25 protein-coding genes and 1 tRNA gene are annotated in these 25,324 nt (G+C 66.7%); 20 read left to right on the top strand and 6 right to left on the bottom strand.

What is annotated here, in order from left to right; genetic code table 11:
* From sdhA to sdhC, 3 genes are all read right to left on the bottom strand, one after another.
* Positions 1-1,803 (bottom strand): succinate dehydrogenase flavoprotein subunit, encoded by a 1,803-nt coding sequence (sdhA, locus tag ABIE00_RS17595; RefSeq protein WP_314192674.1) that lies wholly within the window; start codon positions 1,801-1,803, stop codon positions 1-3.
* 105 nt (positions 1,804-1,908) lie between these two features.
* Positions 1,909-2,400 (bottom strand): succinate dehydrogenase hydrophobic membrane anchor subunit, encoded by a 492-nt coding sequence (locus tag ABIE00_RS17590; protein ID WP_102970629.1) that lies wholly within the window; start codon positions 2,398-2,400, stop codon positions 1,909-1,911.
* A gap of 3 nt (positions 2,401-2,403) precedes the next feature.
* The gene (sdhC, locus tag ABIE00_RS17585; protein WP_076798412.1) at positions 2,404-2,784 is read right to left on the bottom strand and encodes a succinate dehydrogenase, cytochrome b556 subunit; all 381 of its coding nucleotides are present in this window, start codon (positions 2,782-2,784) and stop codon (positions 2,404-2,406) included.
* A gap of 257 nt (positions 2,785-3,041) precedes the next feature.
* Between sdhC and ABIE00_RS17580 the strand changes: the two genes are divergently transcribed.
* The 20 genes from ABIE00_RS17580 to ABIE00_RS17485 all read left to right on the top strand — a co-directional run bounded on the left by ABIE00_RS17580 (position 3,042) and on the right by ABIE00_RS17485 (position 22,460).
* A complete protein-coding gene (locus tag ABIE00_RS17580; RefSeq protein ID WP_331571499.1) occupies positions 3,042-4,175 on the top strand; it encodes a mannose-1-phosphate guanylyltransferase in 1,134 nt (377 codons plus the stop codon).
* A 96-nt stretch (positions 4,176-4,271) separates the two neighbouring features.
* Positions 4,272-5,471: an amidohydrolase gene (locus tag ABIE00_RS17575; RefSeq protein ID WP_354261992.1), complete on the top strand. Its 1,200-nt coding sequence runs from the start codon at positions 4,272-4,274 to the stop codon at positions 5,469-5,471.
* Positions 5,472-5,606: 135 nt separating this feature from the next.
* On the top strand, positions 5,607-6,041 hold the full coding sequence (locus ABIE00_RS17570; protein ID WP_354261991.1) for a MarR family winged helix-turn-helix transcriptional regulator: 435 nt from the start codon (positions 5,607-5,609) through the stop codon (positions 6,039-6,041).
* Positions 6,042-6,064: 23 nt separating this feature from the next.
* Positions 6,065-6,496, top strand: coding sequence for an organic hydroperoxide resistance protein (locus ABIE00_RS17565; RefSeq protein ID WP_354261990.1), 432 nt, complete (start codon positions 6,065-6,067; stop codon positions 6,494-6,496).
* Positions 6,493-7,521 (top strand): NADP-dependent oxidoreductase, encoded by a 1,029-nt coding sequence (locus ABIE00_RS17560; protein ID WP_354261989.1) that lies wholly within the window; start codon positions 6,493-6,495, stop codon positions 7,519-7,521. The genes ABIE00_RS17565 and ABIE00_RS17560 overlap by 4 nt, the downstream gene beginning before the upstream one ends.
* A 135-nt stretch (positions 7,522-7,656) precedes the next feature.
* Positions 7,657-8,088 (top strand): cytidine deaminase, encoded by a 432-nt coding sequence (locus ABIE00_RS17555; RefSeq protein WP_354261988.1) that lies wholly within the window; start codon positions 7,657-7,659, stop codon positions 8,086-8,088.
* The gene (locus tag ABIE00_RS17550) at positions 8,085-9,398 is read left to right on the top strand and encodes a thymidine phosphorylase (RefSeq protein WP_354261987.1); all 1,314 of its coding nucleotides are present in this window, start codon (positions 8,085-8,087) and stop codon (positions 9,396-9,398) included. The genes ABIE00_RS17555 and ABIE00_RS17550 overlap by 4 nt, the downstream gene beginning before the upstream one ends.
* A 2-nt stretch (positions 9,399-9,400) precedes the next feature.
* Positions 9,401-10,018 (top strand): DedA family protein, encoded by a 618-nt coding sequence (locus tag ABIE00_RS17545; RefSeq protein WP_331571486.1) that lies wholly within the window; start codon positions 9,401-9,403, stop codon positions 10,016-10,018.
* Positions 10,019-10,120: 102 nt separating this feature from the next.
* Positions 10,121-10,822 carry a DedA family protein gene (locus tag ABIE00_RS17540; RefSeq protein ID WP_354261986.1) on the top strand — a complete coding sequence of 234 codons (702 nt, stop codon included), beginning with the start codon at positions 10,121-10,123 and terminating at the stop codon, positions 10,820-10,822.
* Between the two features lie 96 nt (positions 10,823-10,918).
* Complete coding sequence (locus ABIE00_RS17535; RefSeq protein WP_354261985.1) at positions 10,919-12,064, top strand: adenosine deaminase; 1,146 nt, start codon at positions 10,919-10,921, stop codon at positions 12,062-12,064.
* 94 nt (positions 12,065-12,158) lie between these two features.
* On the top strand, positions 12,159-12,800 hold the full coding sequence (locus ABIE00_RS17530) for a MazG nucleotide pyrophosphohydrolase domain-containing protein (RefSeq protein WP_354263409.1): 642 nt from the start codon (positions 12,159-12,161) through the stop codon (positions 12,798-12,800).
* Between the two features lie 142 nt (positions 12,801-12,942).
* A complete protein-coding gene (gene eno / locus ABIE00_RS17525) occupies positions 12,943-14,223 on the top strand; it encodes a phosphopyruvate hydratase (protein ID WP_331571480.1) in 1,281 nt (426 codons plus the stop codon).
* Positions 14,224-14,310: 87 nt separating this feature from the next.
* Positions 14,311-15,087, top strand: a complete 777-nt coding sequence (locus ABIE00_RS17520) for an FtsB family cell division protein (protein WP_354261984.1) — start codon at positions 14,311-14,313, stop codon at positions 15,085-15,087.
* Between the two features lie 75 nt (positions 15,088-15,162).
* Positions 15,163-15,852, top strand: coding sequence for a DUF501 domain-containing protein (locus ABIE00_RS17515; RefSeq protein ID WP_354261983.1), 690 nt, complete (start codon positions 15,163-15,165; stop codon positions 15,850-15,852).
* A complete protein-coding gene (locus ABIE00_RS17510) occupies positions 15,849-16,805 on the top strand; it encodes a Ppx/GppA phosphatase family protein (RefSeq protein ID WP_354261982.1) in 957 nt (318 codons plus the stop codon). The genes ABIE00_RS17515 and ABIE00_RS17510 overlap by 4 nt, the downstream gene beginning before the upstream one ends.
* Positions 16,806-16,823: 18 nt before the next feature.
* Positions 16,824-18,233, top strand: a complete 1,410-nt coding sequence (locus tag ABIE00_RS17505) for a S8 family serine peptidase (RefSeq protein WP_354261981.1) — start codon at positions 16,824-16,826, stop codon at positions 18,231-18,233.
* Positions 18,234-18,267: 34 nt separating this feature from the next.
* Positions 18,268-19,743, top strand: coding sequence for an NAD(P)/FAD-dependent oxidoreductase (locus tag ABIE00_RS17500; RefSeq protein ID WP_354261980.1), 1,476 nt, complete (start codon positions 18,268-18,270; stop codon positions 19,741-19,743).
* A gap of 151 nt (positions 19,744-19,894) precedes the next feature.
* Complete coding sequence (locus ABIE00_RS17495; protein WP_354261979.1) at positions 19,895-20,845, top strand: N-acetyltransferase; 951 nt, start codon at positions 19,895-19,897, stop codon at positions 20,843-20,845.
* Between the two features lie 20 nt (positions 20,846-20,865).
* Positions 20,866-20,939: transfer RNA gene (locus ABIE00_RS17490), tRNA-Leu, on the top strand.
* Positions 20,940-21,110: 171 nt separating this feature from the next.
* Complete coding sequence (locus ABIE00_RS17485; RefSeq protein WP_354261978.1) at positions 21,111-22,460, top strand: ABC transporter substrate-binding protein; 1,350 nt, start codon at positions 21,111-21,113, stop codon at positions 22,458-22,460.
* 67 nt (positions 22,461-22,527) lie between these two features.
* Here ABIE00_RS17485 and ABIE00_RS17480 read toward each other — a convergent pair whose 3' ends face one another.
* The 3 genes from ABIE00_RS17480 to ABIE00_RS17470 are packed head-to-tail and all read right to left on the bottom strand — an operon-like array spanning position 22,528 to position 25,321.
* On the bottom strand, positions 22,528-23,298 hold the full coding sequence (locus ABIE00_RS17480) for an ABC transporter ATP-binding protein (RefSeq protein WP_354261977.1): 771 nt from the start codon (positions 23,296-23,298) through the stop codon (positions 22,528-22,530).
* Complete coding sequence (locus ABIE00_RS17475; protein WP_354261976.1) at positions 23,295-24,356, bottom strand: ABC transporter ATP-binding protein; 1,062 nt, start codon at positions 24,354-24,356, stop codon at positions 23,295-23,297. The genes ABIE00_RS17480 and ABIE00_RS17475 overlap by 4 nt, the downstream gene beginning before the upstream one ends.
* Positions 24,353-25,321, bottom strand: coding sequence for a branched-chain amino acid ABC transporter permease (locus ABIE00_RS17470; protein WP_354261975.1), 969 nt, complete (start codon positions 25,319-25,321; stop codon positions 24,353-24,355). Before ABIE00_RS17470 ends, ABIE00_RS17475 begins: the two co-directional genes overlap by 4 nt.
* Between the last annotated feature and the right edge of the window lie 3 nt (positions 25,322-25,324).

Genomic DNA, 25,324 nt, shown 5'->3' with positions numbered 1-25,324 from the left:
TTAGTACTTCCTCACCATCGGCTCGTAGCGCGTAAAGACAACCGGCTTGGTGGCAAGCCGGACACCGGCGATTGCCTCCTCCGCGGAACCGTCGGCCGGTGCGTGGTCTTCTTTGTACGCCATGGAGTGCTTCATGAATTTTTCGTCGTCGCGGTCCGGGAAGTCCTCGCGGAAGTGGCCGCCGCGGGATTCCTCACGGTGCAGGGCAGCAACCGTCATGACCCGGGCCAGTTCCAGCAGGAATCCGAGCTCAACGGCCTCCAGCAGGTCAAGGTTGAAGCGCTTGCCCTTGTCCTGGACGTTGATGCGCGTGTACCGCTCCTCGAAGGACTCGATGTCCTTCAGGACCTGGTTCAGCGTCTCTGCCGTGCGGAACACCTGCATGTTGGCGTCCATGGTGTCCTGCAGTTCCTTGCGGATCGCGGAGACCTTCTCGGTGCCGTTCGCGTTGCGGGCCACATCCAGCAGTTGGATGGTGAACGCTTCCGGGTTCTCCGGCAGCTCCACGAAGTCAGCCGTCTTGGCGTACTCGGCGGCGGCAATGCCGGCGCGCTTGCCGAACACGTTGATGTCCAGCAGGGAGTTGGTGCCCAGGCGGTTGGAGCCGTGCACGGAAACGCAGGCCACCTCGCCGGCAGCGTAGAGGCCCGGAACCACGGTGTCGTTGTCCTGCAGGACCTCGGTGGTGATGTTCGTCGGGATGCCGCCCATGGCGTAGTGCGCCGTGGGGAAGACGGGGACCGGCTCCGTGTAGGGCTCAACGCCGAGGTAGGTGCGGGCGAACTCGGTGATGTCCGGCAGCTTGGCGTCAATGTGGGCCGGCTCGAGGTGCGTCAGGTCAAGGAGCACGTAGTCCTTGTTCGGTCCGCAGCCGCGGCCTTCGCGGACCTCGTTGGCCATGGAGCGGGCCACGATGTCACGCGGGGCGAGGTCCTTAATGGTGGGGGCGTAGCGCTCCATGAAGCGTTCACCCTCCGAGTTGCGCAGGATGGCGCCTTCACCGCGGGCTGCTTCGGACAGCAGGATGCCGAGGCCGGCGAGGCCGGTCGGGTGGAACTGGAAGAACTCCATGTCCTCCAGCGGGATGCCGCGGCGGAACGCGATGCCCATGCCGTCACCGGTCAGGGTGTGGGCGTTGGAGGTGGTCTTGAAGACCTTGCCGGCGCCGCCGGAGGCGAACACCACTGACTTGGCCTGGAAGACGTGCAGCTCGCCGGAGGCGAGGTCGTAGGACACGACGCCGGCGACGCGCTTCTGCTTGAACGGCGTGCCGTCCTCGCGCACGGCGTCTTCCTCGACGGTCAGGAGGTCCAGGACGTAGTACTCGTTGTAGAACTCAACGTTGTGCTTGACGCAGTTTTGGTACAGGGTCTGGAGGATCATGTGGCCCGTGCGGTCGGCGGCGTAGCAGGCGCGGCGCACCGGAGCCTTGCCGTGGTCACGGGTGTGGCCGCCGAAGCGGCGCTGGTCAATGCGGCCCTCGGGCGTGCGGTTGAACGGCAGGCCCATCTTCTCGAGGTCCAGCACCGCGTCGATGGCCTCCTTGGCCATGACCTCAGCGGCGTCCTGGTCAACCAGGTAGTCGCCGCCCTTGATGGTGTCGAAGGTGTGCCATTCCCAGTTGTCTTCCTCGACATTGGCCAGGGCTGCACACATGCCGCCCTGCGCCGCACCCGTGTGGGAGCGGGTGGGGTACAGCTTGGTCAGTACTGCTGTTCGCGCACGCTGACCGGACTCGATCGCGGCGCGCATCCCGGCGCCACCGGCACCGACGATGACGACGTCGTACTTATGGACCTGCATACCAGACGCTCTTTCTCTCAAAATTCGCAATAAAACAGCGGGCGGTCGAAGCCGTCTCCGCACAAAATTGCGGCCCGCCAATGGATGGCGGGCCGCCACGGGATGCTACGCGGGGCAGAAGCCACCGGGCAGCTGGACGCCGTCCACCACAGGGCACGGGTTGAAGGTGAAGATCACCAGGGTGCCGAGGATGATGATGACGGCGGAGGCTGCGTAGAGGACCATCTTGAGCCAGAAGCGGGTGGAGTCCTTCTCGGCGTAGTCGTTGATGATGGTGCGGACGCCGTTGGTGCCGTGCAGCATGGCGAGCCACAGCATGGCCAGGTCCCAGAACTGCCAGAACGGATCCGCCCACTTGCCGGCGACGAAGCCGAAGTCGATGGCGTGGATGCCTTCGCCCACCAGGAGGTTCACGATGAGGTGGCCGAAGATCAGCACAACCAGGACCACGCCGGAGAGGCGCATGAACAGCCAGGCCAGCATTTCGAAGTTGCCGCGCGAGTTGCCGTTGCGGCGGTACTTCGGGGCGATCTTGCCGGACTCGGGCTTGCCGGCGATCTGTCCGCTGCGCGGGGACTGGATCTCAGTTGCAGACATGGCTTAGTGACCTCCGAGCGCGAGGGACAGGTGGCGGATGGCGAAGGCGACCATGGTGACGACCCACAGGCCCAGCACCACCCACAGCATCTGGCGCTGGTACTTGGCGCCCTTCTTCCAGAAGTCGACAGCGATGATCCGCAGGCCGTTGAAGGCGTGGAACACGATCGCTGCGACGAGGCCCGTTTCACCCAGGGCCATCAGCGGGTTCTTGTAGGCACCGATTACCGCGGTGTAGGCCTCAGGCGACACCCTCACCAGCGAGGTGTCCAGCACATGGACCAACAAGAAGAAAAAGATCACTACACCAGTAATGCGGTGTCCAACCCAAGACCACATGCCTTCACGGCCGCGGTACAAGGTGCCAGCTGGTTTCGTCGGCACTGAATAAACCTCCCTGCGACACAGCGGCGCTGGCGTGGGATCCACGCGGGGGGAACGCCTACTGCGAGAGCACTCGTAGCTCAGGCCTAAATCTAGGCTTCGCTCACAGCTTATTCAATTCAGGCGTTCCTTGCCCGCCATCTACTGTACGGATTTTCGGTTATTTTGAGACGAAGACCACATCCGTTGCCACTGTATCGGCATGCCGACGGCCGGCGAAAGGGCGTCCTGGGGTGCGTCGGCTAAAGTAGGGCCTGATGAGTAACGACAAAGTGACAAGCCAGGATTCACCTCTCAGCCGTTTTATCGCTGTGATTCCTGCAGGCGGTGTGGGGACCCGCCTCTGGCCTCTGTCGCGCGCAGCAGCTCCCAAGTTCCTTCACGACCTGACCGGTTCGGGCAGCACGCTCCTGCGCGCCACCTACGACCGCCTCGAACCGCTGGCCGGAAACCGCGTCCTGGTGGTCACCGGCGTGGCGCACCGTAACGCCGTGTGCAGCCAGCTTCCCGAGGTTGAGGACGGCGACCTTGTGCTCGAGAGCGAGCCCAAGGACTCCGGCGCCGCCATCGGCCTGGCCGCAGCCATCCTGCACCAGCGCGATCCCGACGTCATTATGGGTTCCTTCGCCGCGGACCACGTGATCAGCCCCGACGGGCTCTTCCAGGACACCGTCCGCGAGGCCATCCACACGGCCGCGGCCGGCAAGATCGTGACCATCGGCATCAAGCCGACGCACCCCTCCACGGGGTTTGGCTACATCCGGTCCGGAGGTTCACTGCGCATTCCAGGAGCCCCCAACGCCCAGGCTGTGGTGGAGTTCGTGGAGAAGCCGGACGAGGACGTTGCCCAGCAGTATGTGGACAGCGGCGACTACGTCTGGAACGCCGGCATGTTCGTGGCGCCCGTTTCCCTCATGCTCAAGCACCTGGAAGCGAACCAGCCCGAGCTGTTCAACGGCCTGCAGGAAATCGCCCAGGCGTGGGACACCCCGCAGCGTGACGAAGTCACCGCCCGGATCTGGCCCACCCTGCCCAAGATCGCCATTGACTACGCGGTCGCCGAGCCTGCAGCGGCAGCGGGGGACGTCGCCGTCGTGCCTGGCTCGTTCCGCTGGGACGACGTTGGTGACTTCGCCTCCGTGGGCCGGCTGAACAGTGCCAAGGAAGTGGACGAGGTGACCGTCCTCGGCGAGGGCGCCCGCGTCTTCACCGAAAACGCCAGCGGCGTGGTGGTCTCGGACACCAAGCGCGTGATCGCGCTGATCGGGATCAAGGACGTCGTCATCGTGGACACCCCGGATGCGCTGCTGGTCACCACCAAGCAGCACTCGCAGCGGGTGAAGCAGGCGGTTGACGCCCTGAAGGCGAGCGGCGACACCGACGTCCTCTAGCACCCGCCTTCCAGCGCTGCGTAAACCGGAGACGGCGAACACGTAACGCGGAGAAGGAGATGCCGCTAATTTATCCGGTCTCGCTACAGTTGGGGTGTGCGCAATTACACTACTGAAGCTGAGCCCACCGCCTTGGTGGGGCCGTGGCTCGAGCCCCTGCTGCCGGAACTGATCGATTTTCGCCGTGACCTGCATGCGCACCCGGAACTGTCCTTCAGGGAATTCCGCACGACGGACAAGCTGGCCGAGCGGCTCGAGGCTGCCGGCCTCGAGCCCCGCCGGCTCGAGGGTACCGGCCTGACTGTCGACATTGGCGAAGGGCCGATCGCCACGGCGCTCCGCGGTGACATCGATGCCCTGCCGATCATCGAGGAAACCGGGCTGCCGTTCGCCTCGAAGAATCACGGCGTCACCCACGCCTGCGGCCACGACGTGCACACCACCACCATGCTGGGCATCGCCCTGGTGCTGCACCGGATGCACCAGGAGTCCCCGCTGGGCGGGACCGTGCGCATCATCTTCCAGCCCGCCGAGGAAACCATGCCCGGCGGGGCGCACTCCTGCATTGAGCAGGGCGTCCTGGAGGGCGTGCCCCGCATCCTGGCGCTGCACTGCGACCCGCGCATCGAAGTGGGCAAGATCGGCACGCGCATTGGCGCCATCACCTCCGCGTCGGACACCATCCGGATTGAACTCTCCGGCCGCGGTGGGCACACCTCGCGCCCGCACCTGACCGAGGATCTTGTTTTCGCGCTGGCGCAGATTGCCGTGAACGTGCCGGCCGTCCTGTCCCGCCGGGTGGATGTCCGCAGCGGCGTCTCGGTGGTGTGGGGGCACATCTCCGCCGGTTCGGCGCCCAATGCGATCCCCGGCACCGGATACATGGCAGGAACCATGCGCTGCCTGGACCGCGATGCCTGGCACAGCGCCGGTGAACTGCTGGACGAAGTGGTGCACCAGGTGGCTGCGCCGTACGGCGTCGACGTCCGGCTGGAGCACACCCGCGGGGTTCCTCCCGTGGTCAACTCCGAGCATGAGACGGCGCTGATCGAGGCTGCTGCCCGTGCTGAGATCGGCGAGAGTTCGGTGGTGCTGACGCCGCAGTCCATGGGCGGGGAAGACTTCGCCTGGTTCCTGGCCGAGCTGCCCGGGGCCATGATGCGCCTCGGCACCAAGACTCCGGGCGGCGAGGAATACGACCTGCACCGCGGTGACTACATCCTGGACGAGCGGGCTCTCGGCTACGGCATCCAGGTCCTCACCGCCGCCGCGCTCCGCACTATCCGCGACCTCTAGGCCCGCAACACCTTCCAGCGCGAACTGGCAGCTGATGCCCTCAAATTCCACGGTTGAGGGGACTAGCTGCCAGTTCGCGCTTTCCTTTGGACCGATAAGTTGTGCGCAATTGAATTGCGCGTTACTGTTGTAGCCATGCCCGATGCTCCCCGTCTTGACCGCCAAGTGTGCTTTGCCCTCTACTCAGCGTCGCGGGCTGCCACCGCCGTTTACCGCCCCCTCCTGGACGACCTCGGCCTCACGTACCCGCAGTACCTCGTCATGCTGGTGCTCTGGGAAAACGAGCCGCGCGGTGTCCGGGAACTGGGGGAGGAGCTTGGGCTGGACTCCGGCACCCTCTCGCCCCTCCTCAAGCGGCTCGAGGCGCTGGGGCTCGTCGAGCGGCGGCGCTCCGCCGAGGACGAGCGCCGCGTTGCCGTGCACCTGACCGGTGCCGGCAGCGCCCTGAGCCGCAAGGCCTCCGGCGTGCCGCAGCACCTCGCTGCCGCAGCGGGCCTGAGCCCCGCCGAACTTGACCAGCTGCGCGAGACCCTCGGCAAGCTCACCTCAGCCCTGCACGATTCGCTCTAGACCTCCAACCGGAAGGAAACACATTGAAGACTCTCTACACCGCCGAGGCCCTCGCGTCCGGTGAAGGCCGCGACGGTTCCGCACGGACCAAGGACGGCAAGCTCGACGTCAACCTCGCCAGCCCGGTGGAGCTGGGTGGCAGCGGCGAGGGCACCAACCCCGAACAGCTGTTCGCGGCAGGGTATGCGGCATGCTTCCACTCCGCCCTCCGCGTGGTGGGCCGGCAGGCCAAGGCCGACCTCACAGATTCCGCCGTCGCAGCCAAGATCCACTTCGGCGCCCTCGAGGACCGCGCCGGCTACGGCCTGGCCGCGGAGCTGGAAATCGCCCTCCCGGCACTGGACCGCGGCACCGCCGAGGCGCTCATGGCCAAGGCGCACACCATCTGCCCGTACTCCAACGTGACGCGCGGCAACATGGACGTCGCCCTCACGCTAGTGGAGTTCGCAGCGTGAGCGCCGGCGGAGCGGCCACGTTGCCGGTGACCACCCGGGAGATCCAGCTGGCCTCCCGGCCGCAAGGCCGGCCGGTCCCGGAAAACTTCCGGCTCGCCGAGACGGCCGTCCCGGCCCTCAACGAAGGCCAGGTCCTGGTCCGGAACCTGTTCATCTCGGTGGACCCCTACATGCGCGGCCGCATGAACGACGCCAAGTCCTATTCAGCGCCGTTTGCGCTGGACAAAGCGCTCGACGGCGGGGCGGTGGGTGAGGTGATCGCGTCCCGGTCGGATGCACGCAAGGTGGGGGACGTCGTCGTCCATCAGCTCGGCTGGCGGGAGCATGCGGTGGTGGACGCAGAGCGGACCACCCCCGCAGACACCAGCCTGGCCCCGGCCTCGGCGTTCCTGGGTGCCCTGGGCATGACCGGACTCACCGCGTACGCCGGCCTGCTTAAGGTCGCGGAGTTCAAGCCCGGGGACGCGGTGTTCGTCTCGGGCGCCGCCGGCGCGGTTGGCTCGCTCGTGGGGCAGATCGCCAAAGCGATGGGAGCCTCCAGGGTGATTGGCAGCGCAGGTACACCGGAGAAGGTTGCCCGGCTGCTGGAGCTGGGCTTCGACGCGGCCTTCAACTACCGTGAGGGCCCCGTCCTGGACCAGCTGAAGGCCGCCGCGGGCAGCAACGGCGTCGACGTGTACTTCGACAACGTCGGCGGGGACCACCTCGAAGCCGCGTTGTCCGTGCTGAACGTTGGCGGCCGGGTGGCCATGTGTGGCGCCATTGCCCAGTACAACAGCACCGAGCCGCCAGCTGCGCCGCGCAACCTGGCCGTGGCGATCGGCAAGCAGCTCACCCTGCGCGGGTTCCTGGTGGGCGGCCAGCGGCAGCATGCCGCCGAGTTCGCCGGTCGGATGGCCGGCTGGCTGGCCGACGGTACCGTCCGTTACGACGAGACGGTGGTCGACGGCCTGGAGAACGCTCCGCGGGCCTTCATGGACATGCTCGAGGGCGGCAACACCGGAAAGATGCTCGTCCGCCTCTAGCGGGTAGAACAGCCGCCCCTGTGGTTGTGTTGGCCGGACCGTGTTACCTGGATACGGGGCAGGACACTAAAGTGGGCTCAGAAGTGCGCTTCGGCGCACCCGGGTGCCGGCCCGCGGCATCCCGTACGCCAAGGGGTGACGGCCGTGCAGAATGACGCCAGCGAAGCGGGCGCCATCATCGACTGGGCGGCCCTCGAAGCCGCCGCGACCGGCGCCATGAAGAGCGCCTACGCGCCCTATTCGAACTTTCCGGTGGGGGCCGCCGCCTTCACCGCGGATGGCAGGATCGTTAGCGGCTGCAACGTGGAGAACGCCAGCTACGGCCTGACGCTGTGCGCCGAATGCGTCCTCGTGGGACACCTGCAGATGACGGGCGGCGGCCTGCTCCGCGCCTTCTACTGCGTGGACGGCGCCGGTAACGTGCTCATGCCCTGCGGACGCTGCCGGCAACTGCTGTACGAGTTCCGGGCACCGGGCATGGAGCTCATGACCACGGAGGGCATCAAGACCATGGACCAGGTGCTGCCCGACGCATTTGGCCCCGAACACCTGGAGGGAACCCGGTGACCCAGAAGAACGAGGCGTTCGACGCCGTCGAGATCATCAGGGCCAAGCGCGACAAGCATGCGCTGAGCCCTGAGCAGATTGCCTGGATCATCGACGCTTACACCCGCGGCGTCGTCGCGGAGGAGCAGATGGCCGCCCTGAACATGGCCATCCTGCTCAACGGCATGGACCGTGCCGAGATCTCGCAGTGGACCGCGGCGATGATCAACTCGGGGGAGCGGATGGACTTCTCCAGCCTCCGGCGGCCCGACGGCGGCGTGAAGGTCACCACCGACAAGCACTCCACGGGCGGGGTGGGGGACAAGATCACCCTGCCGCTGGCACCCCTCGTTGCGGTGTTCGGCGTGGCGGTACCGCAGCTGTCCGGGCGCGGGCTGGGGTACACGGGCGGAACGCTGGACAAACTCGAGTCGATTCCGGACTGGCGCGCCTCGCTGAGCAACGATGAAATGCTCGCCCAGCTTCAGGAGGTGGGCGCGGTGATCTGCGCCGCCGGGGCGGGGCTCGCCCCGGCGGACCGGAAGCTTTACGCGCTCCGCGACGTCACGGGCACCGTCGAATCCATCCCGCTGCTTGCCTCCTCAATCATGAGCAAGAAGATCGCCGAGGGCACGGGCTCACTGGTGCTGGACGTCAAGGTGGGCAGCGGGGCGTTCATGAAGGACGAAGCCGGCGCACGCGAACTGGCCGAGACCATGGTGGCCCTCGGCAAGGACGCCGGGGTGGAAACCGTGGCCCTGCTCACCAACATGGGCACCCCGCTGGGCCTCACCGCAGGCAACGCCATCGAGGTGGCCGAATCCGTTGAGGTCCTCGCCGGCGGCGGCCCGGAAGACGTCGTCGAGCTGACGGTCAGGCTCGCGGAGGAGATGCTGCACTGCGCCGGTGTTTCTGACGCCGACCCCGCCGGCGCACTCAGGGACGGCCGAGCGATGGACGTCTGGAACCGGATGATCGCGGCGCAGGGCGGCGACCCGCGCGCCAAGCTCCCGGTGGCTAAGGAATCGGAAACCATCTACGCGCCCGCCGACGGTGTCCTCGTGGAACTCGACGCCTTCGCCGTGGGCGTGGCAGCCTGGCGGCTCGGCGCCGGCCGGGCCCGGAAGGAAGACCCCGTGCAGGCAGGTGCGGGCGTCCGCCTGCACGCCAAGCCCGGAGCCACCGTGCGTGCCGGCGAGCCGCTGATGACCCTGCTGACGGACACCCCGGAGAAGTTTGCCCGGGCCAAGGAAGCGCTGGAGCACGCCGTCACCATCGCATCTGTTGGTTCCAGGCCCGCGCAGCAGCTCATCATCGACCGCATCGCCTGACCGTGCAGGCCATCAATGACTTCATCCTGGCGGCCGCCGGCCAGCCGTGGGTCCTGTTCATAGTCCTTGCCTGCTGCGTCATCGACGGCTTCTTCCCGCCCATCCCCAGCGAATCGGTGGTGGTGGGCCTGGCCGCCGTCGCCGCGACGGCGGACGTTCCCAACCCCTGGCTGCTCGCGGCCGTGGCGGGCCTGGGCGCCTTCACCGGCGACAACGCCGCCTACCTCATCGGGCGCGGCGTGGGCACGCAGCGCTGGGGCTGGATGCGCGGGCCGCGGATGCAGCGGGCCTTCCGGTGGGCCGGGCGCGAGCTGCGCAGGCGCCCGGCATCGTTGATCCTCGTGGCGCGGTTCGTCCCCATCGGCAGGGTGGCAGTCAACCTGACCGCGGGAGCCACGCATTATTCGCACGCGCGCTTCATCGGGCTGACTGTGCTTTCTGCCACTCTCTGGGCCTCATATTCCGTGGCCATCGGGCTGTTCTTCGGCCAGTGGTTCGAGCAGAACCACCTGCTGGGCGCCGTGATCGCGATTGTTTGCGCCATTGTGCTGGGCATCCTGGTGGACCTCGGCATCAACAGGCTCCGGGGCCGCGTTCAGGATCCGTTCGAGGAACGTTGACTTTCCAATCAAGGCGTAGCGGACTATCCTCCCGCCATGCGACACTAAAGAGCGATTTGCGTCACTTCCCGTCTTGTTATAGTCCCTAGGAGCAACCCCCGCGTGGAGTTTATTAATGAGGCCGTGCTCCATGCAGCGGGTCAGTGGTGGATTTACCCCGTTTTGCTCATGTTCTTCTTCGTTGACGGGTTCGCCATGGTGGTCCCCAGCGAGACGCTCATCGTGGCTCTCTCGGCCTTCTCCCGGCACAGCGGCGAGCCCAATCTCTGGATCCTCGGCCTGACTGCCCTGACCGGTGCCATGGCCGGTGACAACATGGCCTACATGCTGGGCCGGAAGATCGGCCTTGAGCGCTGGAAGTGGATGCGCCGGCCCAGGGTGCAGAAGGTCTTCGGCTGGGCGCGGTACGAACTGGAGAAGCGCGGCGCCGTGCTGATCTTCACGGCGCGCTACATCCCGTGGGGGCGCGTGGCGGTGAACTACGTCGCCGGCACCACCGGATACCCGCACCGCAGGTTCTTCCTGCTGGATGCCTTCGCCTGCTTCACGTGGGTGGGTTATTCGCTGGGCATCGGCCTGGTCGCCAGCTCCTTCCCGTGGCTCCACAGCAACCCGCTGCTGGGCGCCGGCATCGCCGTCGTGTTCGCCATCCTGCTGGGCGTCGTCATCGACCACGCCCTCCGCTGGTGGCATAAGCGGCTCGGCCGCAACGATGCGGACGCCGCGCAGGAGGGCAACGCGCCGGCAACTGACAATGTGCCGGAACCGGGCACCTTCCCGGAACAGAGCAGCCGCGTGGCCTAGCTGCGGTCCGGCGAGGGCACTGGCGGCTTCCGGACCGCCCGTCGCCATGCAGCACGCTCGTTGGCGTTGCCGCCGGTCCAACCCTAGAGTTGGTACGTGACTGAGCCAATCGTTGACGCCGCCCCTGCCCTTGACTTCGACCTGAAGAGCCTGCCCAAGGTATCCCTTCACGACCACCTGGACGGCGGCCTGCGCCCGGCCACCATCATCGAACTGGCGGAGGCGGTGGGACACACCCTCCCGTCGACCGATGCGACCGCGCTGGGCGAATGGTTCCGCGAATCCGCCGACTCCGGCTCGCTGGTCCGCTACCTTGAGACGTTCGACCACACGGTCGCGGTCATGCAGACCAAGGAAGGGCTGTTCCGCGTCGCCAAGGAGTTCGTGGAGGATCTGGCGGACGACGGCGTGGTGTACGGCGAAGTGCGATGGGCACCTGAGCAGCACCTCCAGAAGGGGCTGACGCTGGACGAGGTTGTCGGGGCAGTCCAGGAAGGCCTCGAAGCCGGTGTGGAGGCGGTGGCCGAGACCGGCCGCGAGATCCAGGTGGGCCAGCTGATCACGGCCATGCGCCACGCCGACCGTGGCCAGGAGATCGCCGAACTCGCCGTCCGGCACCGCGACAAGGGCGCCGTCGGGTTCGACATCGCAGGCGCCGAAGACGGTTTCCTGCCCTCGCGCTTCCGGGACGCCTTTACCTACCTGGCCGAAAACAACTTCCCCGCCACCGTGCACGCCGGCGAAGCCGCCGGACTGGACAGCATCCAGTCAGCCCTCGTTGACGGCCGCGCGCTGCGCCTGGGCCACGGTGTCCGGATCGCCGAGGACATCATGGTGGAGTTCGACGGTGACGACGCCGACGACGAGGACAGCGACAACATCGGCCTGGTCACCCTGGGCAACCTGTCCAGCTGGATCCGTGACCGCGGCATCGCCCTGGAAATCTGCCCGTCCTCGAACCTGCAGACCGGCGCCATTGCCGCCTTCGGCGAGGGCATCGAAAGCCACCCGCTGGACATGCTCTACCAGCTGGGCTTCAACGTCACCATCAACACGGACAACCGGCTCATGAGCGGAGTGACCCTCACCGATGAGTTCGAGCTCCTGGTGGAAACCTTCGACTACGACCTCGACGACCTGCTGGAGCTCACGCTCAACGCCGCCGAGGCGTCCTTCCTGCCGCTGGAGGAGAAGGAAGCCCTGGTGGAGTACATCAACGACGCATACGGCGACCTTGGCTGAAACCGTCCGCCAGCCAGAGCCTGCACCGGATCCGACGGACCCGGCGGGCGAGCTGCTGAGGGTGATTGCGGCCCTCCGCGAGCACTGCCCCTGGATGGGCGCCCTCACCCACGAGTCGCTCGTGGAGTACCTGCTGGAGGAGGCCTATGAAGTGGCCGAGACCATCGAGACGGGTGCAGACGAGGCGGAACTGAAAGGCGAGTTGGGCGATGTGCTGCTCCAGGTGGTGCTGCACGCCCGGCTCGCCGAGGAACGGGGTGTGTTCACTTTCGGTGACGTCGCGCGCGGGCTCACCGGGAAGATGATCCGCCGCAACCCCCACGTTTTCCGTCCGGACGGTTCGCTCCAGGACTCCTTTCCGGCCACGGTGGAGGAGATCGTGCTCAAGTGGGATGCCGTGAAGAAGGCCGAAAGCCCGGAGCGCAGCACGCCATTCGAGGGCATCCCGGTGGCTCTGCCTGCGCTGGCCCGGGCCCAGAAAACCCTGGACCGGGCAGGGCGTGCCGGGCTGCCGCTGATGGGGCCTACGGCCGCCGGGTTCCCTGGCCGAGCTTGCGAGGTTAGGGGAGCGGTTGGGGACCAAACCCCGGCGGTTGAACTCGCCGACACGATCAAAACCGAAGCCGAGTTCGGCGAGCTGCTGCTCGCCGTCGTCCGTTCTGCCCGGAACCGGGGGTTCGACGCCGAGCGCGCCCTCCGGGGGGCCGTCCGGCGGTACCAGAACAGCCACCCTTGAAACTTCTGCGCCCGGATCATGACGTCCGGGTTCTGGATAGGTTTCCGTAACGTGCACCACTCTCGACTACGCTAGTCCCTGACGAGGACGTCGAGATTTTTTCCCCTAAGTCCCCAGTAAATCGCCCACAAGGAGCACATCCATGGCGCTTATCGATGCCATCCACGCCCGCGAGATCCTCGATTCCCGTGGCAACCCCACCGTCGAAGTTGAAGTTCTCCTCTCCGACGGCCAGATCGGCCGCGCTGCCGTTCCGTCCGGTGCATCCACCGGCGAGCACGAAGCAGTTGAACTGCGCGACGGCGACAAGGGCCGCTACCTCGGCAAGGGTGTCCAGAAGGCCGTTGACGCCGTCATCGACCAGATCGCACCGGCCCTGACCGGCTTTGACGCCACCGACCAGCGCAGCATCGACCAGGCCATGATCGACCTGGACGGCACCGCCAACAAGGGCAAGCTGGGCGCCAACGCCATCCTCGGCGTCTCCCTGGCAGTTGCCAACGCCGCAGCAGCCTCCGCTGACCTGCCGCTGTACAAGTACCTGGGCGGCCCGAACGCCCACGTCCTGCCCGTTCCGCTGATGAACATCCTCAACGGCGGCTCGCACGCGGATTCCGACGTTGACATCCAGGAATTCATGATCGCCCCGATCGGCGCCGAGACCTTCTCCGAGGGCCTGCGCTGGGGCGTTGAGGTTTACCACAACCTCAAGTCCGTGCTGCAGCAGAAGGGCCTCTCCACCGGCCTGGGCGACGAGGGCGGCTTCGCCCCGAACCTGCCGTCCAACCGCGCTGCCCTGGACCTGATCCAGGAAGCCATCCAGAACGCCGGTTACACCCCGGGCACCGACATCGCCCTGGCCCTGGACGTCGCCTCCTCCGAGTTCTTCAAGGACGGTGCCTACCAGTTCGAAGGCAAGTCGCTGAGCGCTGCCGAGATGAGCGCCTATTACGCCGAACTCGTTGCCGACTACCCGCTGGTTTCCATCGAGGACCCGCTGGACGAGAACGACTGGGAAGGCTGGAAGATCCTCACCGACACCATCGGTGACAAGGTCCAGCTGGTGGGCGACGACCTGTTCGTCACCAACCCCGAGCGCCTGCAGCAGGGCATCGACGCCGCCACGGCCAACTCCCTTCTGGTCAAGGTCAACCAGATCGGTTCGCTGACCGAAACCCTGGACGCCGTTTCCCTGGCGCAGCGCTCCGGTTACACCACCATCACCTCGCACCGCTCCGGCGAAACCGAAGACACCACGATCGCCGACATTGCAGTTGCCACCAATGCCGGACAGATCAAGACCGGTGCTCCGGCCCGCTCCGAGCGCGTTGCCAAGTACAACCAGCTGCTGCGCATCGAAGAGGAACTCGACGACGCCGCACGCTACGCTGGCCGCAGCGCGTTCCCGCGTTTCAAGGCCTAGTAGCCAAGCAAACAGCTGACCGGTGGCTATGGTGGAAAGACCATAGCCACCGGTTTTGTTTTTGGCGCCACACGTTACAGGAGTGTCATGGCTACCCGCCGTCCCAAAGTTCCCAGGGTGACCCCACCAGCAGAGCAGTCCGCCGCCGGATCGGCCGGGGGAGACGTCATCCAGGCTGACTTTGGCGGCCCGCGTCCGGCGCCGGCAACCCATAACGCCGGAGCGGGCACGGCACACGGACTCGGCGGCGGTGCGAATGCAGCGGGCAGTGGCGCCGCTGCGAAGCCTGGCGCCGGGACCCAGCCCGGTACCGGCACCAAGGCCGCTGCGGGCACCAAAACCGGACCGGGTCCGAAAACCGGAACAGGTTCGAAGCCCGGGGCCGGCACCAGGACTGGCGCCGGAAAGGCAGGCAGCGGCCGCGGGAAATCCGGATCGTCGGCCCTCGCCGCCGAGGAAGGGAACCTCGACCCCGTTCCTGCCAAGGCGTTTTCCGGCCGCATGCTGGCGCTGGCCGTGGTGATGGTTGCCATCACCATCATGCTGGCCCCCACTGTGAAGATCTTCATCGACAAGCGGGCCGAAATCGCGGCCCTGCAGTCGGACATCGCAGACAGCAAAGCGGACCAGGACAACCTCAAGCGGCAGGTCTCGCGCTGGCAGGATCCCAACTACGTCAAGCAGCAGGCTCGGGACCGCATTAACATGGTTATGCCGGGAGAGACCGGCTACTGGGTATTCGGCAGCGACCTGCCGGCCGGCGCAGCAGGCAGCCAGCCCAGTGCAGCAGAAACACAAGACCCCGCCGACGTGCCCTGGGTGGATTCCCTCTGGGAGTCCATCAGGCGGTCGGCAACAGACTAGGAGCGGCGCCCGCCGCGGGACTGCCTACCGGATTTTCGGGGCAGCCAGATCCGGGCAGGAAGGACGGCCACGCCAGTGGACGACAACACGGCAACCGCCCCCGAATCCAGGCAGCCATCGGCGCAGGACCTCGATGTGCTCAGCCGCCAGTTGGGGAGGCCGGTGCGCGACGTTGTGGAAATCCCGGCGCGCTGCGTCTGCGGCAACCCGCTCGTGGCGGCAACATCACCGCGCCTCAGTAACGGGACTCCCTTCCCCACCACGTTCTACCTGACCCACCCCGTCATCACGTCGGCGGTCTCCCGCCTTGAGGCGGCCGGGCTCATGAACGAAATGAACGACCGGCTTGCGGCCGACGAGTCCCTGGCCGCCTCCTATCGGGCCGCCCATGAGGCCTACCTCGCTGCCCGCGCGGACATCGGGGCCCGCTCAGGGATTGGCGGCGTTCCGGAGATCGACGGCGTCTCTGCCGGCGGCATGCCCACCCGCGTCAAGTGCCTGCACGTCCTGGTGGGACACTCGCTGGCCGCCGGCCCGGGCGTGAACCCGCTGGGCGACGAAGCCATCGCAGCCATCAGCGAATGGTGGACTGCCGACCGCTGCTACTGCGAGGGGGCCTGGGACACGGCCGGTGCGGCACCGTCCCGGGATCTCAGCCGCCACGGCCCGCAGGGCCTGCCGGAGATCGTCGGCCGTCCCGCGCCGGTTCGTAAATCCAAGACCGATGCAGCAACAGACGCAACCGCCACGGAGGCAGGCGCATGACCCGGGTGGCCGCCATCGACTGCGGAACCAACTCCATCCGCCTGCTCATCGCCGACATTGACCGCAGCAACGGCGCAACGAAGCTCACCGACGTCGTGCGTGAAATGCGGGTTGTGCGGCTCGGCCAGGGCGTTGACGCCACCGGCGAACTGGCGCCCGAGGCACTGGAGCGCACCTTCGCGGCCACGGCGGACTACGCCGCGTTGATCCGCGAGTACCAGGCACAGAAAGTGCGCTTCGTGGCCACCTCGGCCAGCCGGGACGCCCGGAACCGCCAGGTCTTTGTTGACGGCATCCGGAACCTCATCGGCGTGGAGCCCGAGGTGATCACCGGCCACGAGGAAGCCTCGCTCTCCTTCGCCGGCGCCAGCAGCGTGCTGCCCATCTCCGCAGAGGACAAAGTCCTGGTGGTGGACCTGGGCGGCGGCAGCACCGAGTTCGTGCTCGGCAACGCCAACGGCGTGATCGCGGCGAAGTCCGTGGACATCGGCTGTGTCCGGCTGACCGAACGCCACCTCACCTCGGACCCGCCCACGGCCGAACAGATCGCCGCCGCGGAGGCCGACGTCGACGCCGCCATTGCCGAAGCGAACCTGGACGTTCCGCTGGAACGCAGCACCGCCGTCGTCGGGGTTGCCGGCTCAATCACCACCATCACGGCGCACGCGCTCAAGCTCCCCGAATACCTCCCGGCAGCCATCCATGGCGCCGAACTGTCCATCTCCGCAGTGCAGGCGGCGGCCACCGATCTGCTGCAGATGCCGCGGGCGCAGCGGGCCGAACTGCCGTACATGCACCCCGGACGGGTGGACGTCATCGGCGCCGGCGCCCTGGTGTGGCGGCGCATCCTTGACCGCATGGGCGAGCTCACCGGCGGACGCCTAATTACTGCCACGGCCAGCGAGCACGATATTCTGGACGGAATTGCCCTGAGTGCCGAGGCACCGAAGTAACCGAGTATTGGATCCTGAATGACCAGAGCAAGAGCCCGGCTTCGCCGGACGGTCTCGGCCCTTCTGTCCGCGGTGCTTGCCGGTGGCATCGCCGCGTCCGCCGTCGCCACCGCACCCGCCGCACAGGCTGACTCCTGGCGGGACAAGGAGTACTGGCTCAAGGAAGCCGGCATCACCAAGGCCTGGGAGGTCTCCAAGGGCGCCAACGTGAAAGTCGCTGTGATAGACAGCGGCGTGGACGGAAGCCATCCCGACCTCAGGGGCGTGGTGGCCGGCGGTCACGACGTCTCCGGCGCCGGCGCCCCCGACGGCGAGAAGAGCATCGGTGCCAAGCCCGAGCACGGCACGCTGGTGGCCACCATGCTCGCGGGCCGCGGACACCGGCCGGCAAAGAAGGCCACCGGCGGCGCCAAGGCTTCCCCGAGCGCGACTGCAACGCCGTCCAGCGCGAGACCGGACGGCATCATGGGCGTGGCACCGGAGGCGCAGGTCCTCTCGGTGTCCACCTGGCTGGGATCGGAAAACCCCGGCGGCAAGAGCGACCAGGACCAGATCCCTGAAGCCGTCCGGTGGGCAGTGGATAACGGTGCCAAGGTCATCAACATTTCGCTGGGCAGCACCTCGCCTGAGTGGCCGCAAACCTGGGACGCCGCCTTCCTGTACGCCGAGCAGAAGGACGTGGTCATCGTGGCCGCGGCCGGCAACCGGGTGGGCGGCAACGTCCAGGTCGGGGCGCCGGCCACCATCCCCGGCGTGCTCACAGTGGCGGGTCTGGACCGCAGCGGACAGGCGAGCACCGATTCCTCCTCCCAGGGCATCAGCATCGGCGTGGCAGCGCCGGCGGAGAAGCTCGCCGGCGGACTGCCCGGCGGCAGCTATGCGGAGTGGGCCGGCACATCCGGCGCCACCCCGATCGTCTCCGGCGTCGCGGCGCTGATCCGCTCCAAGTGGCCCGAGATGAGCGCCAAGCAGGTCATCAACAGGATCGTCTCCACCGCGAAGGACGAGGGCGCCCCGGGCAAGGACCCGCTGTACGGTTTCGGCGTCCTTAACGCGGAGGCGGCGCTCAAGGACGACGTGGCCGAAACGAAGACCAACCCGCTGGGGTCCATCGCGGACTGGATCCGCGTCCACCGGCGCGGGAACCTCGCAACGCCCGCCCCGGAGCCGATAACGGAGGCACCCACCGCACAGGCCACGCTGCCGAAGGCGACGGTGCCTGTCGCGGTGCCGCCGTCGCAGCTGGACAGCGCGCTGCCGGCGGCCGTGGTCATCGGGTTCGGCGCGCTCTTCATAGCCATCATTGCGGCGGGCGCGGTGCAGCTGCGGCGGGCCTACCGGGCGTCCGCAGGGGCCTCCGGCGGGGCAGCGGAGGAGCCCGAAACCAGTGCCGTCACGAGGGTGGATCCGGCAGACCGGCCAAGTTAGTGAAGATTTTCACAAAGTACTGTACTCTGGAGTTATGGCAACCACCCCACAGCTCCAGGATCGTCCGCGTGTGCTCGTCGTCGGCGGCGGGTACGTCGGCCTCTACGTAGCCCTCAAACTGCAGAAGAAGATCGCGAACGCAGGCGGCATCGTCACCGTCGTTGATCCGCTGCCCTACATGACCTACCAGCCCTTCCTGCCGGAAGTTGCCGGCGGCAACATCGAAGCCCGCCACGCAGTGGTCTCGCATCGCCAGCACCTCAAGCAGAGTGAGCTCATCCAGGGCCGCGTCGTCTCCATCGACCACGCCAACCGCACGGCCGTGGTTGCCCCGGCTGACGGCGGCGACAACTTCGAGATTCCGTACTTCGACGTCGTGCTTTCCGCCGGCGCCATCACCCGCACGTTCCCCATCAAGGGCCTGGCGGACAAGGGCATCGGCCTGAAGACCATCGAGGAAGCCGTTGCGCTGCGCAACAAGGTGCTCGACCGCATCGAGCGCGGTTCCACCATGACCGATCCCGCCGAGCGCGCCCGCGCCCTGACCTTCGTGGTGGTGGGTGGCGGCTTCGCCGGTATCGAGTGCATCACCGAAATGGAAGACCTCGCCCGCGCTGCCGTTCGGAACAACCCGCGGGTCAAGCAGGAGGAAGTCCGCTTCGTCCTCGTCGAGGCCATGGGCCGCATCATGCCCGAGGTCACCGCCCAGCAGGCCGAGTGGGTCGTGGAGCACCTCCGCAGCCGTGGCATCGAGGTCCTGCTGAACACCTCGCTGGACAACGCCGAAGGCGCCCTCAAGCTGATCAACCTGCCGGACAAGACGCTCGCCCAGGTATTCGAGTCCGACACCCTCGTGTGGACGGCCGGTGTCCAGGCCAACCCCATGGTCCGCTCCACCGACTTCCCGCTGGAACCCCGCGGCCGCGTCCGCGTGCTGCCGGACCTGCGCATCGCGGGCGACGAAGGCATCATCGACAACGCCTGGGCTGCCGGTGACGTTGCCGCGGTTCCCGACCTGTCGGGCGGGGGCCTGCCGGACGGCACCTGCGTTCCCAACGCCCAGCACGCACTGCGCCAGGCCAAGCGCCTCGCCAAGAACCTGTGGGCTTCCCGCTGGAACAAGCCGCTGGTGGATTACAAGCACAAGAACCTCGGTGCTGTGGCCGGCTTCGGCGAGTGGAAGGGTGTTGCCAACATCAACCTGCTCGGCCGCATCGGCCTCAAGGGCCCCCTCGCCTGGCTGGCACACCGCGGCTACCACGGCATGGCCATGCCGACGTTCGAGCGCAAGTTCCGCGTGGTCTTCAACTGGATCCTGAGCTTCTTCGCGGGCCGCGACACCACCCAGCTGCTGGACCTGGACAACCCGCGCGGCGCCTTCGTGGCCGCCGCCACCCCCGCGCCCAAGCCCGCCGCTCCGGCGGCTCCGGCTCCCGCCGCTCCGGCGGAGACGGCCGCGGCCCCTGCCCAGGCCGGCGCCAAGGATGCTGTGAAGGCTGAGGCCAAGTAACAGCTAAGCCCAAAACGACGACGGCGGCCGTTCCCTTCCCGGGGAACGGCCGCTTTCGCGTTTCCCCCGGGGAGGCAGTCCTCCGTGGTGCAGCGCAGTTTCCTGTGTGCACCCTCCCGGTCGGGGCAGGGTGCACACATAGACTGGCTCCATGACGGGTGAAAAGAACCTCCAGACTCTCCTTGCCTCGATGCGTCCGGTGCTCCGGGACGGGGAGTACGTCTACGTTCTCTGGCCGCACGGCAGGCCGCTGGCGGGGCACGTTGAAGCCGCCGTCCGGGAAGCCGAGGGGCTCACGGTAGTCCTGCCACGGACCGAAGCGGACGCGCTCGACCTGTCCTACGATTTCGTGGCCGCCTGGATCACCCTGGAGGTTCACTCGGCCCTGGAGGCGGTGGGCCTGACCGCGGCCGTCAGCAGGGCACTGACCCAGGCCCGGATCAGCTGCAACGTTCTGGCAGGGTTCCACCACGACCACCTGCTGGTGCCCGTGGCCGACTCGGCGCGGGCGCTGGAGGCGCTGGCCGAGCTCTCCGCCGCCAACGCCCCCGAACCGGAGCCGGTGCGGGAAGTTGTGCTGCGCAGCGAGCAGCCCGGGGACCGCGACGCCCTGCTTGCCCTGACTGCCCAAGCGTTCGCCGTTTCCCCGGTCACCGGCCTTCCTGTGGAAGGGGAGCCGGTTGAGGTCAGGGTGCTCCGCGAGCTGTTCGTCGCCGAGGAGTACCTGCCCGAGTTCAGCATCGTTGCGGAACTCGAAGGCGAAATTGTCGGCCATGTGATCAGCACCCGTGCCTGGGTGGAGGACCTCGAGCTGCTGGGCCTCGGGCCCATCGGCGTCACGCCGAGGCTCCAGCGCCACGGCATCGGCTCGGCGCTGATGCGCGAAACCGTCGTCCGTGCCAACGCCGCGGGAGAGAAGGGCATCGCGCTGCTCGGAAGCACCGAGTACTACCCGCGGTTGGGCTTCGTTCCGGCGTCATCCCTCGGCGTTGAGGCGCCGGACAAAAACTGGGGCGACCATTTCCAGCTGCTGCCCCTCGCCCTGTGGCCGGGCGGGGTCCATGGCACATTCCGGTATGCCGGGCCCCTGGCCGCCGTCTGAGGCGATACGATTGACCGGGCGCCCCAGTAGCCCAATTGGCAGAGGCAGCGGACTTAAAATCCGCGTGTTGTGGGTTCGAGTCCCACCTGGGGTACAACTTTTCTCCTCCGCGTCGCCGGTGTTCCAATATGCAACGAGTGTTATGAGGATGTGACCTTAGTCACTTATGTTCACGCTCGAATTGGATTAGCTTGAACTTAGCTCAGGAACCCCTGACCAAATCGCATCAAAGGCCGTTCGCACCTTTCGATCGAGGAGACTCTAAATGATTTCACTCCCCCAGACGGCGCCAAGGGTCGCTAAGCTCACCGCGCTTAGCATCGGCGTCGCCCTTCTGGCCACGGCTTGTGGTGGCGGTTCCACCCCAAGCGCGACCGAATCCTCCGCAGGGGCGTCAGGCGGCATATCCTGCCCCGCCCCGAGTGCCACGGCCGGGGCAACCAGCACCGCCACGGAGACCGGCAACGTGCCGGCAGCAACAACCACCACCCCCACACCGCTGAAAATCGGATCGCTCCTGCCGACGACGGGGTCGCTGGCGTTCCTCGGCCCGCCCGAAATCGCCGGTGTTAACCTCGGCATCAAGGAAGTCAACGACGCAGGCGGCGTGCTCGGCAAGCCGGTCCAGGTGGTCCACCGCGACTCCGGCGACACCAAGACGGACATCGCCACGCAGTCCACCACGGCGCTCCTCGGCCAGGGTGTCAGCGCCATCATCGGTGCCGCGTCCTCGGGTGTGTCCAAGACCGTGATCAACCAGATCACCGGCGCCGGCGTCATCCAGTTCTCCCCGGCAAACACTTCGCCGGACTTCACCACCTGGGATGACAAGGGGCTGTACTGGCGCACGGCTCCCTCGGACGTCCTGCAAGGCAAGGTCCTGGGCAACTACATGGCGACCTGTGGCGCCCAGACGGTGGGCATGATCGTCCTGAACGATGCCTACGGCACGGGCCTGGCGAAGAACGTTAAGGCCTCCTTTGAAGCAGCCGGCGGCCAGGTCGTGGCCGAGGAACTCTTCAACGAGGGCGACTCGCAGTTCAGCAGCCAGGTGGACAAGGTCATCGCCGCCAAGCCGGACGCCATTGCCCTGATCACTTTTGACCAGGCCAAGAGCATCGTCCCGCTGATCACGGGCAAGGGCGTCAAGCCGACGCAGCTGTTCATGGTGGACGGCAACACGTCCGACTACAGCAAGGACTTCAAGCCCGGCACGTTGAAGGGCGCACAGGGAACCATCCCCGGCACCTTCGCCAAGGAGGACTTCAAGAAGAAGCTCCTCGCCATCGACCCCGCCCTGAAGGACTACAGCTACGCCGGTGAGTCTTACGATGCCGTCAACCTGATCTCGCTGGCAGCAGAGGCCGCCAAGAGCACCAAGGGCACGGAGATCGCCAAGCAGCTCAAGGCAGTTTCCGAGGGCGGCGAGAAGTGCACGGACTTCCCGTCCTGTGTCACGCTGCTTCGTAACGGCAAGGACATCGACTACGACGGTGAGTCCGGCCCGGTGACCTTCTCCGATGCCGGTGACCCGACGGAAGCCTCCATTGGCATCTACGAGTACCAGGACGACAACAAGTACACGCCGGCCCGGGAAGAATTCGGCAAGCTGTAAGCCGCTTTCCCGCCGCATAACAGGAAGCCCCCGTCCAGCCGGACGGGGGCTTCCTGTTGGGCGGTGCCTAGTCCTCGTCGGCCAGCGTGCCGAGGTACAGCTGGATGACCTTCGGGTCCTTCATGAGCTCACGGCCCGTGCCGGTGTAGGCATCCTTGCCCTGGTCCAGGACGTAGCCGCGGTCGCAGATCTGCAGGCAGCGGCGGGCGTTCTGTTCCACCATGATGACGGACACGCCGGCACGGTTGATCTCGTGCACCCGCAGGAAGGTCTCGTCCTGCTTGACGGGGGAGAGGCCGGCCGAGGGTTCGTCCAGCAGCAGCACTGCCGGCTCCATCATCAGGGCCCGGCCCATCGCCACCATCTGCCGCTCGCCGCCGGACAGGGAACCGGCGCGCTGCGCCCTGCGCTTACCCAGTTCCGGGAACAGGCTGGTGACGAAGTCGAAGCGCTGCGCGAAGTCCTTGGGCCGCTGGAACATGCCCATCTGCATGTTTTCCTCGATGGTGAGGGTGGAAAAGACGTTGTTGGTCTGGGGAACGAAACCGACGCCCTGGGTGACCAGCTTGTTCGCCTTGAGTCCGGTCAGGTCCTGGCCCCTGACCACCACGGATCCGGAGTGCACCTTCACCAGGCCGAACATGGCCTTCAGCAACGTGGACTTGCCCGCCCCGTTCGGGCCGATGATGCCGATCAGTTCGCCCTTCCGGGCCTCGATGCTGCATCCGTTGAGGATGTTCACACCGGGGAGGTAGCCGGCCACCAGATCGGTGACCTTGACGACGGCGTCGTCCTCGGCTGCGCTGCTTGCGGCCGGGGCCGCGCTGGTGGCACTCATGCGTTGTCCTTGTCTGTGCGGCTGGCATCTGTGCGTCCGGCATCTGTGCTTCCGGTGTGGGGGCCGGCTTCGGTGATGGTGGGCGTCACGGCGTCCAGCGCGATGATGCCCGCGTCTTCGGTGCCGACGATCGATTCCTCATCCGCCGCGAGTTCCTGCTCCAGTTCCCGGATGCCCTCGGTGTCGCCGAGGTCGACGTCGTGGTGGGCGCCCAGGTAGGCGTCGATGACGGCGGGGTCCTTCATGACCTCACCCGGGGGTCCCTCGGCCACGATCTTGCCTTCGGCCATCACCACCACCCAGTCCGCGATGTGCCGGACCATGTGCATGTCGTGTTCCACGAAGAGGACAGTCATGCCCTCGGACTTGAGGTTCTTGATGTGGTCCAGCAGCGACTGCGTCAGCGCCGGGTTCACCCCAGCCATCGGTTCATCCAGCATCACCAGCTTGGGCCGGACCATCAGGGATCGGGCCATTTCCAGGAGCTTGCGCTGGCCGCCGGACAGCGACGCCGCGTAGTCGTCCTTCTTGGTGTCGAGCTTGAACTTCTCCAGCAGCACGTTGGCGTGCTCGGTGATTTCCTTCTCGCGGCCGCCCCAGATGTTCTTGAACAGTGCCTTGGACAGCCTCTCGCCGGGCTGGTTGGACGCGCCGAGCCGCATGTTTTCCATGACCGTCAGCTTGCCCATGACCTTGGTCAGCTGGAACGTGCGCACCATGCCCATCCGTGCCACCTTGTAGGAGGACACCCCGGCGATGCTCTGGCCCTCGAACTGCCACTTGCCGGAGTTCGGCGTGTCAAAGCCGGTGAGCAGGTTGAACAGGGTGGTCTTGCCGGCCCCGTTGGGGCCGATCAGTGCGGTGATCTTGTGCCGCGGGATTTCCAGGTAGTCGACGTCGACGGCGTTGATACCGCCGAAGCTGCGGGTGACGTTTTCGGCGACGACGATCGGGTCCCGCTTCTTGCAGCCGGGGGTGTTGTCCCCGACGGCGATCGGCCGGGCGTCCGTCATGTAGTCGACGCCCACTTCCATTGATTCTTCGCTGTGCTTGCTCATGCGAACGCCAGCTCCTTCTTGTTGCCGAAGACACCCTGCGGCCTGAATATCATCAGCAGCATCAGGGCGATGCCCACCAGAATGTAGCGCAGCTGGCCGGCCTGGACAGTGGTGAGCCAGGTCACCGCACCGGATTCGATCAGCCCGTACAGGACCCCCTGGGTGAGGGACAGGACCACCCAGAAGATCATGGCGCCGATGACCGGCCCCAGGACTGTGGCCATGCCGCCCAGCAGCAGGCAGGTCCACAGGAAGAACGTCAGTTCGGTGCCGTAGTTGGCGGGCTGCACGGCGCCGCGGGGGAGCGTGAAGATCATCCCGGCCAGCGCCCCAAAGATGCCGCCGATCACCAGCGACTGCATCTTGTGGGCGTAAACGTTCTTGCCGAGGGAGCGCACCGCGTTCTCGTCCTCGCGGATGCCCTTCAGCACCCGGCCCCAGGGGCTGCGCATCAGGAGCCAGACGAGGACGCAGCCCACGGCCACGAGGCCCCAGCCCACCACCCTGATGAAGAAGTCACGGTTGTTCATGCCGAAGTAGGAGCCCTCGGGGAACGGATTCATTGAATAGAACCCGCTTTCAAAGGCGGCGAGCCCGTTGGCGGAACCGGTCACCGACGTGAGCTGGTTTGTCGTGACGACGTAGCGGACAATTTCCGCTGCCGCAATGGTGACGATGGCCAGGTAGTCCGCCCGCAGGCGGAGGGTGGGAATGCCCAGCACCAGTGCAAAGAGCACGGAACAGATGACGGCGATCAGGAGGCCGATAAAGAACGGCACCCGGAAGGTGAGCGTCGAGATGGCGAAGCCGTAAGCCCCTACCGCCATGAAGCCGGCCTGGCCGAAGTTCAGCAGGCCCGAGTAGCCGAAGTGCACGGCGAGGCCGAGCGCGGCGAGGGCGTACGCCGCCGTCGTCGGACTAAAAATTTCGCTGGCTGCGCTGGAAAGGATGAATCCAAAGTCCATGGC

This window comes from Arthrobacter sp. OAP107 (assembly GCF_040546765.1).
Lineage (GTDB): Bacteria > Actinomycetota > Actinomycetes > Actinomycetales > Micrococcaceae > Arthrobacter.
Note: the sequence above shows the minus strand (reverse complement) of the source record. Positions and strands in the feature narration are given on the sequence as shown.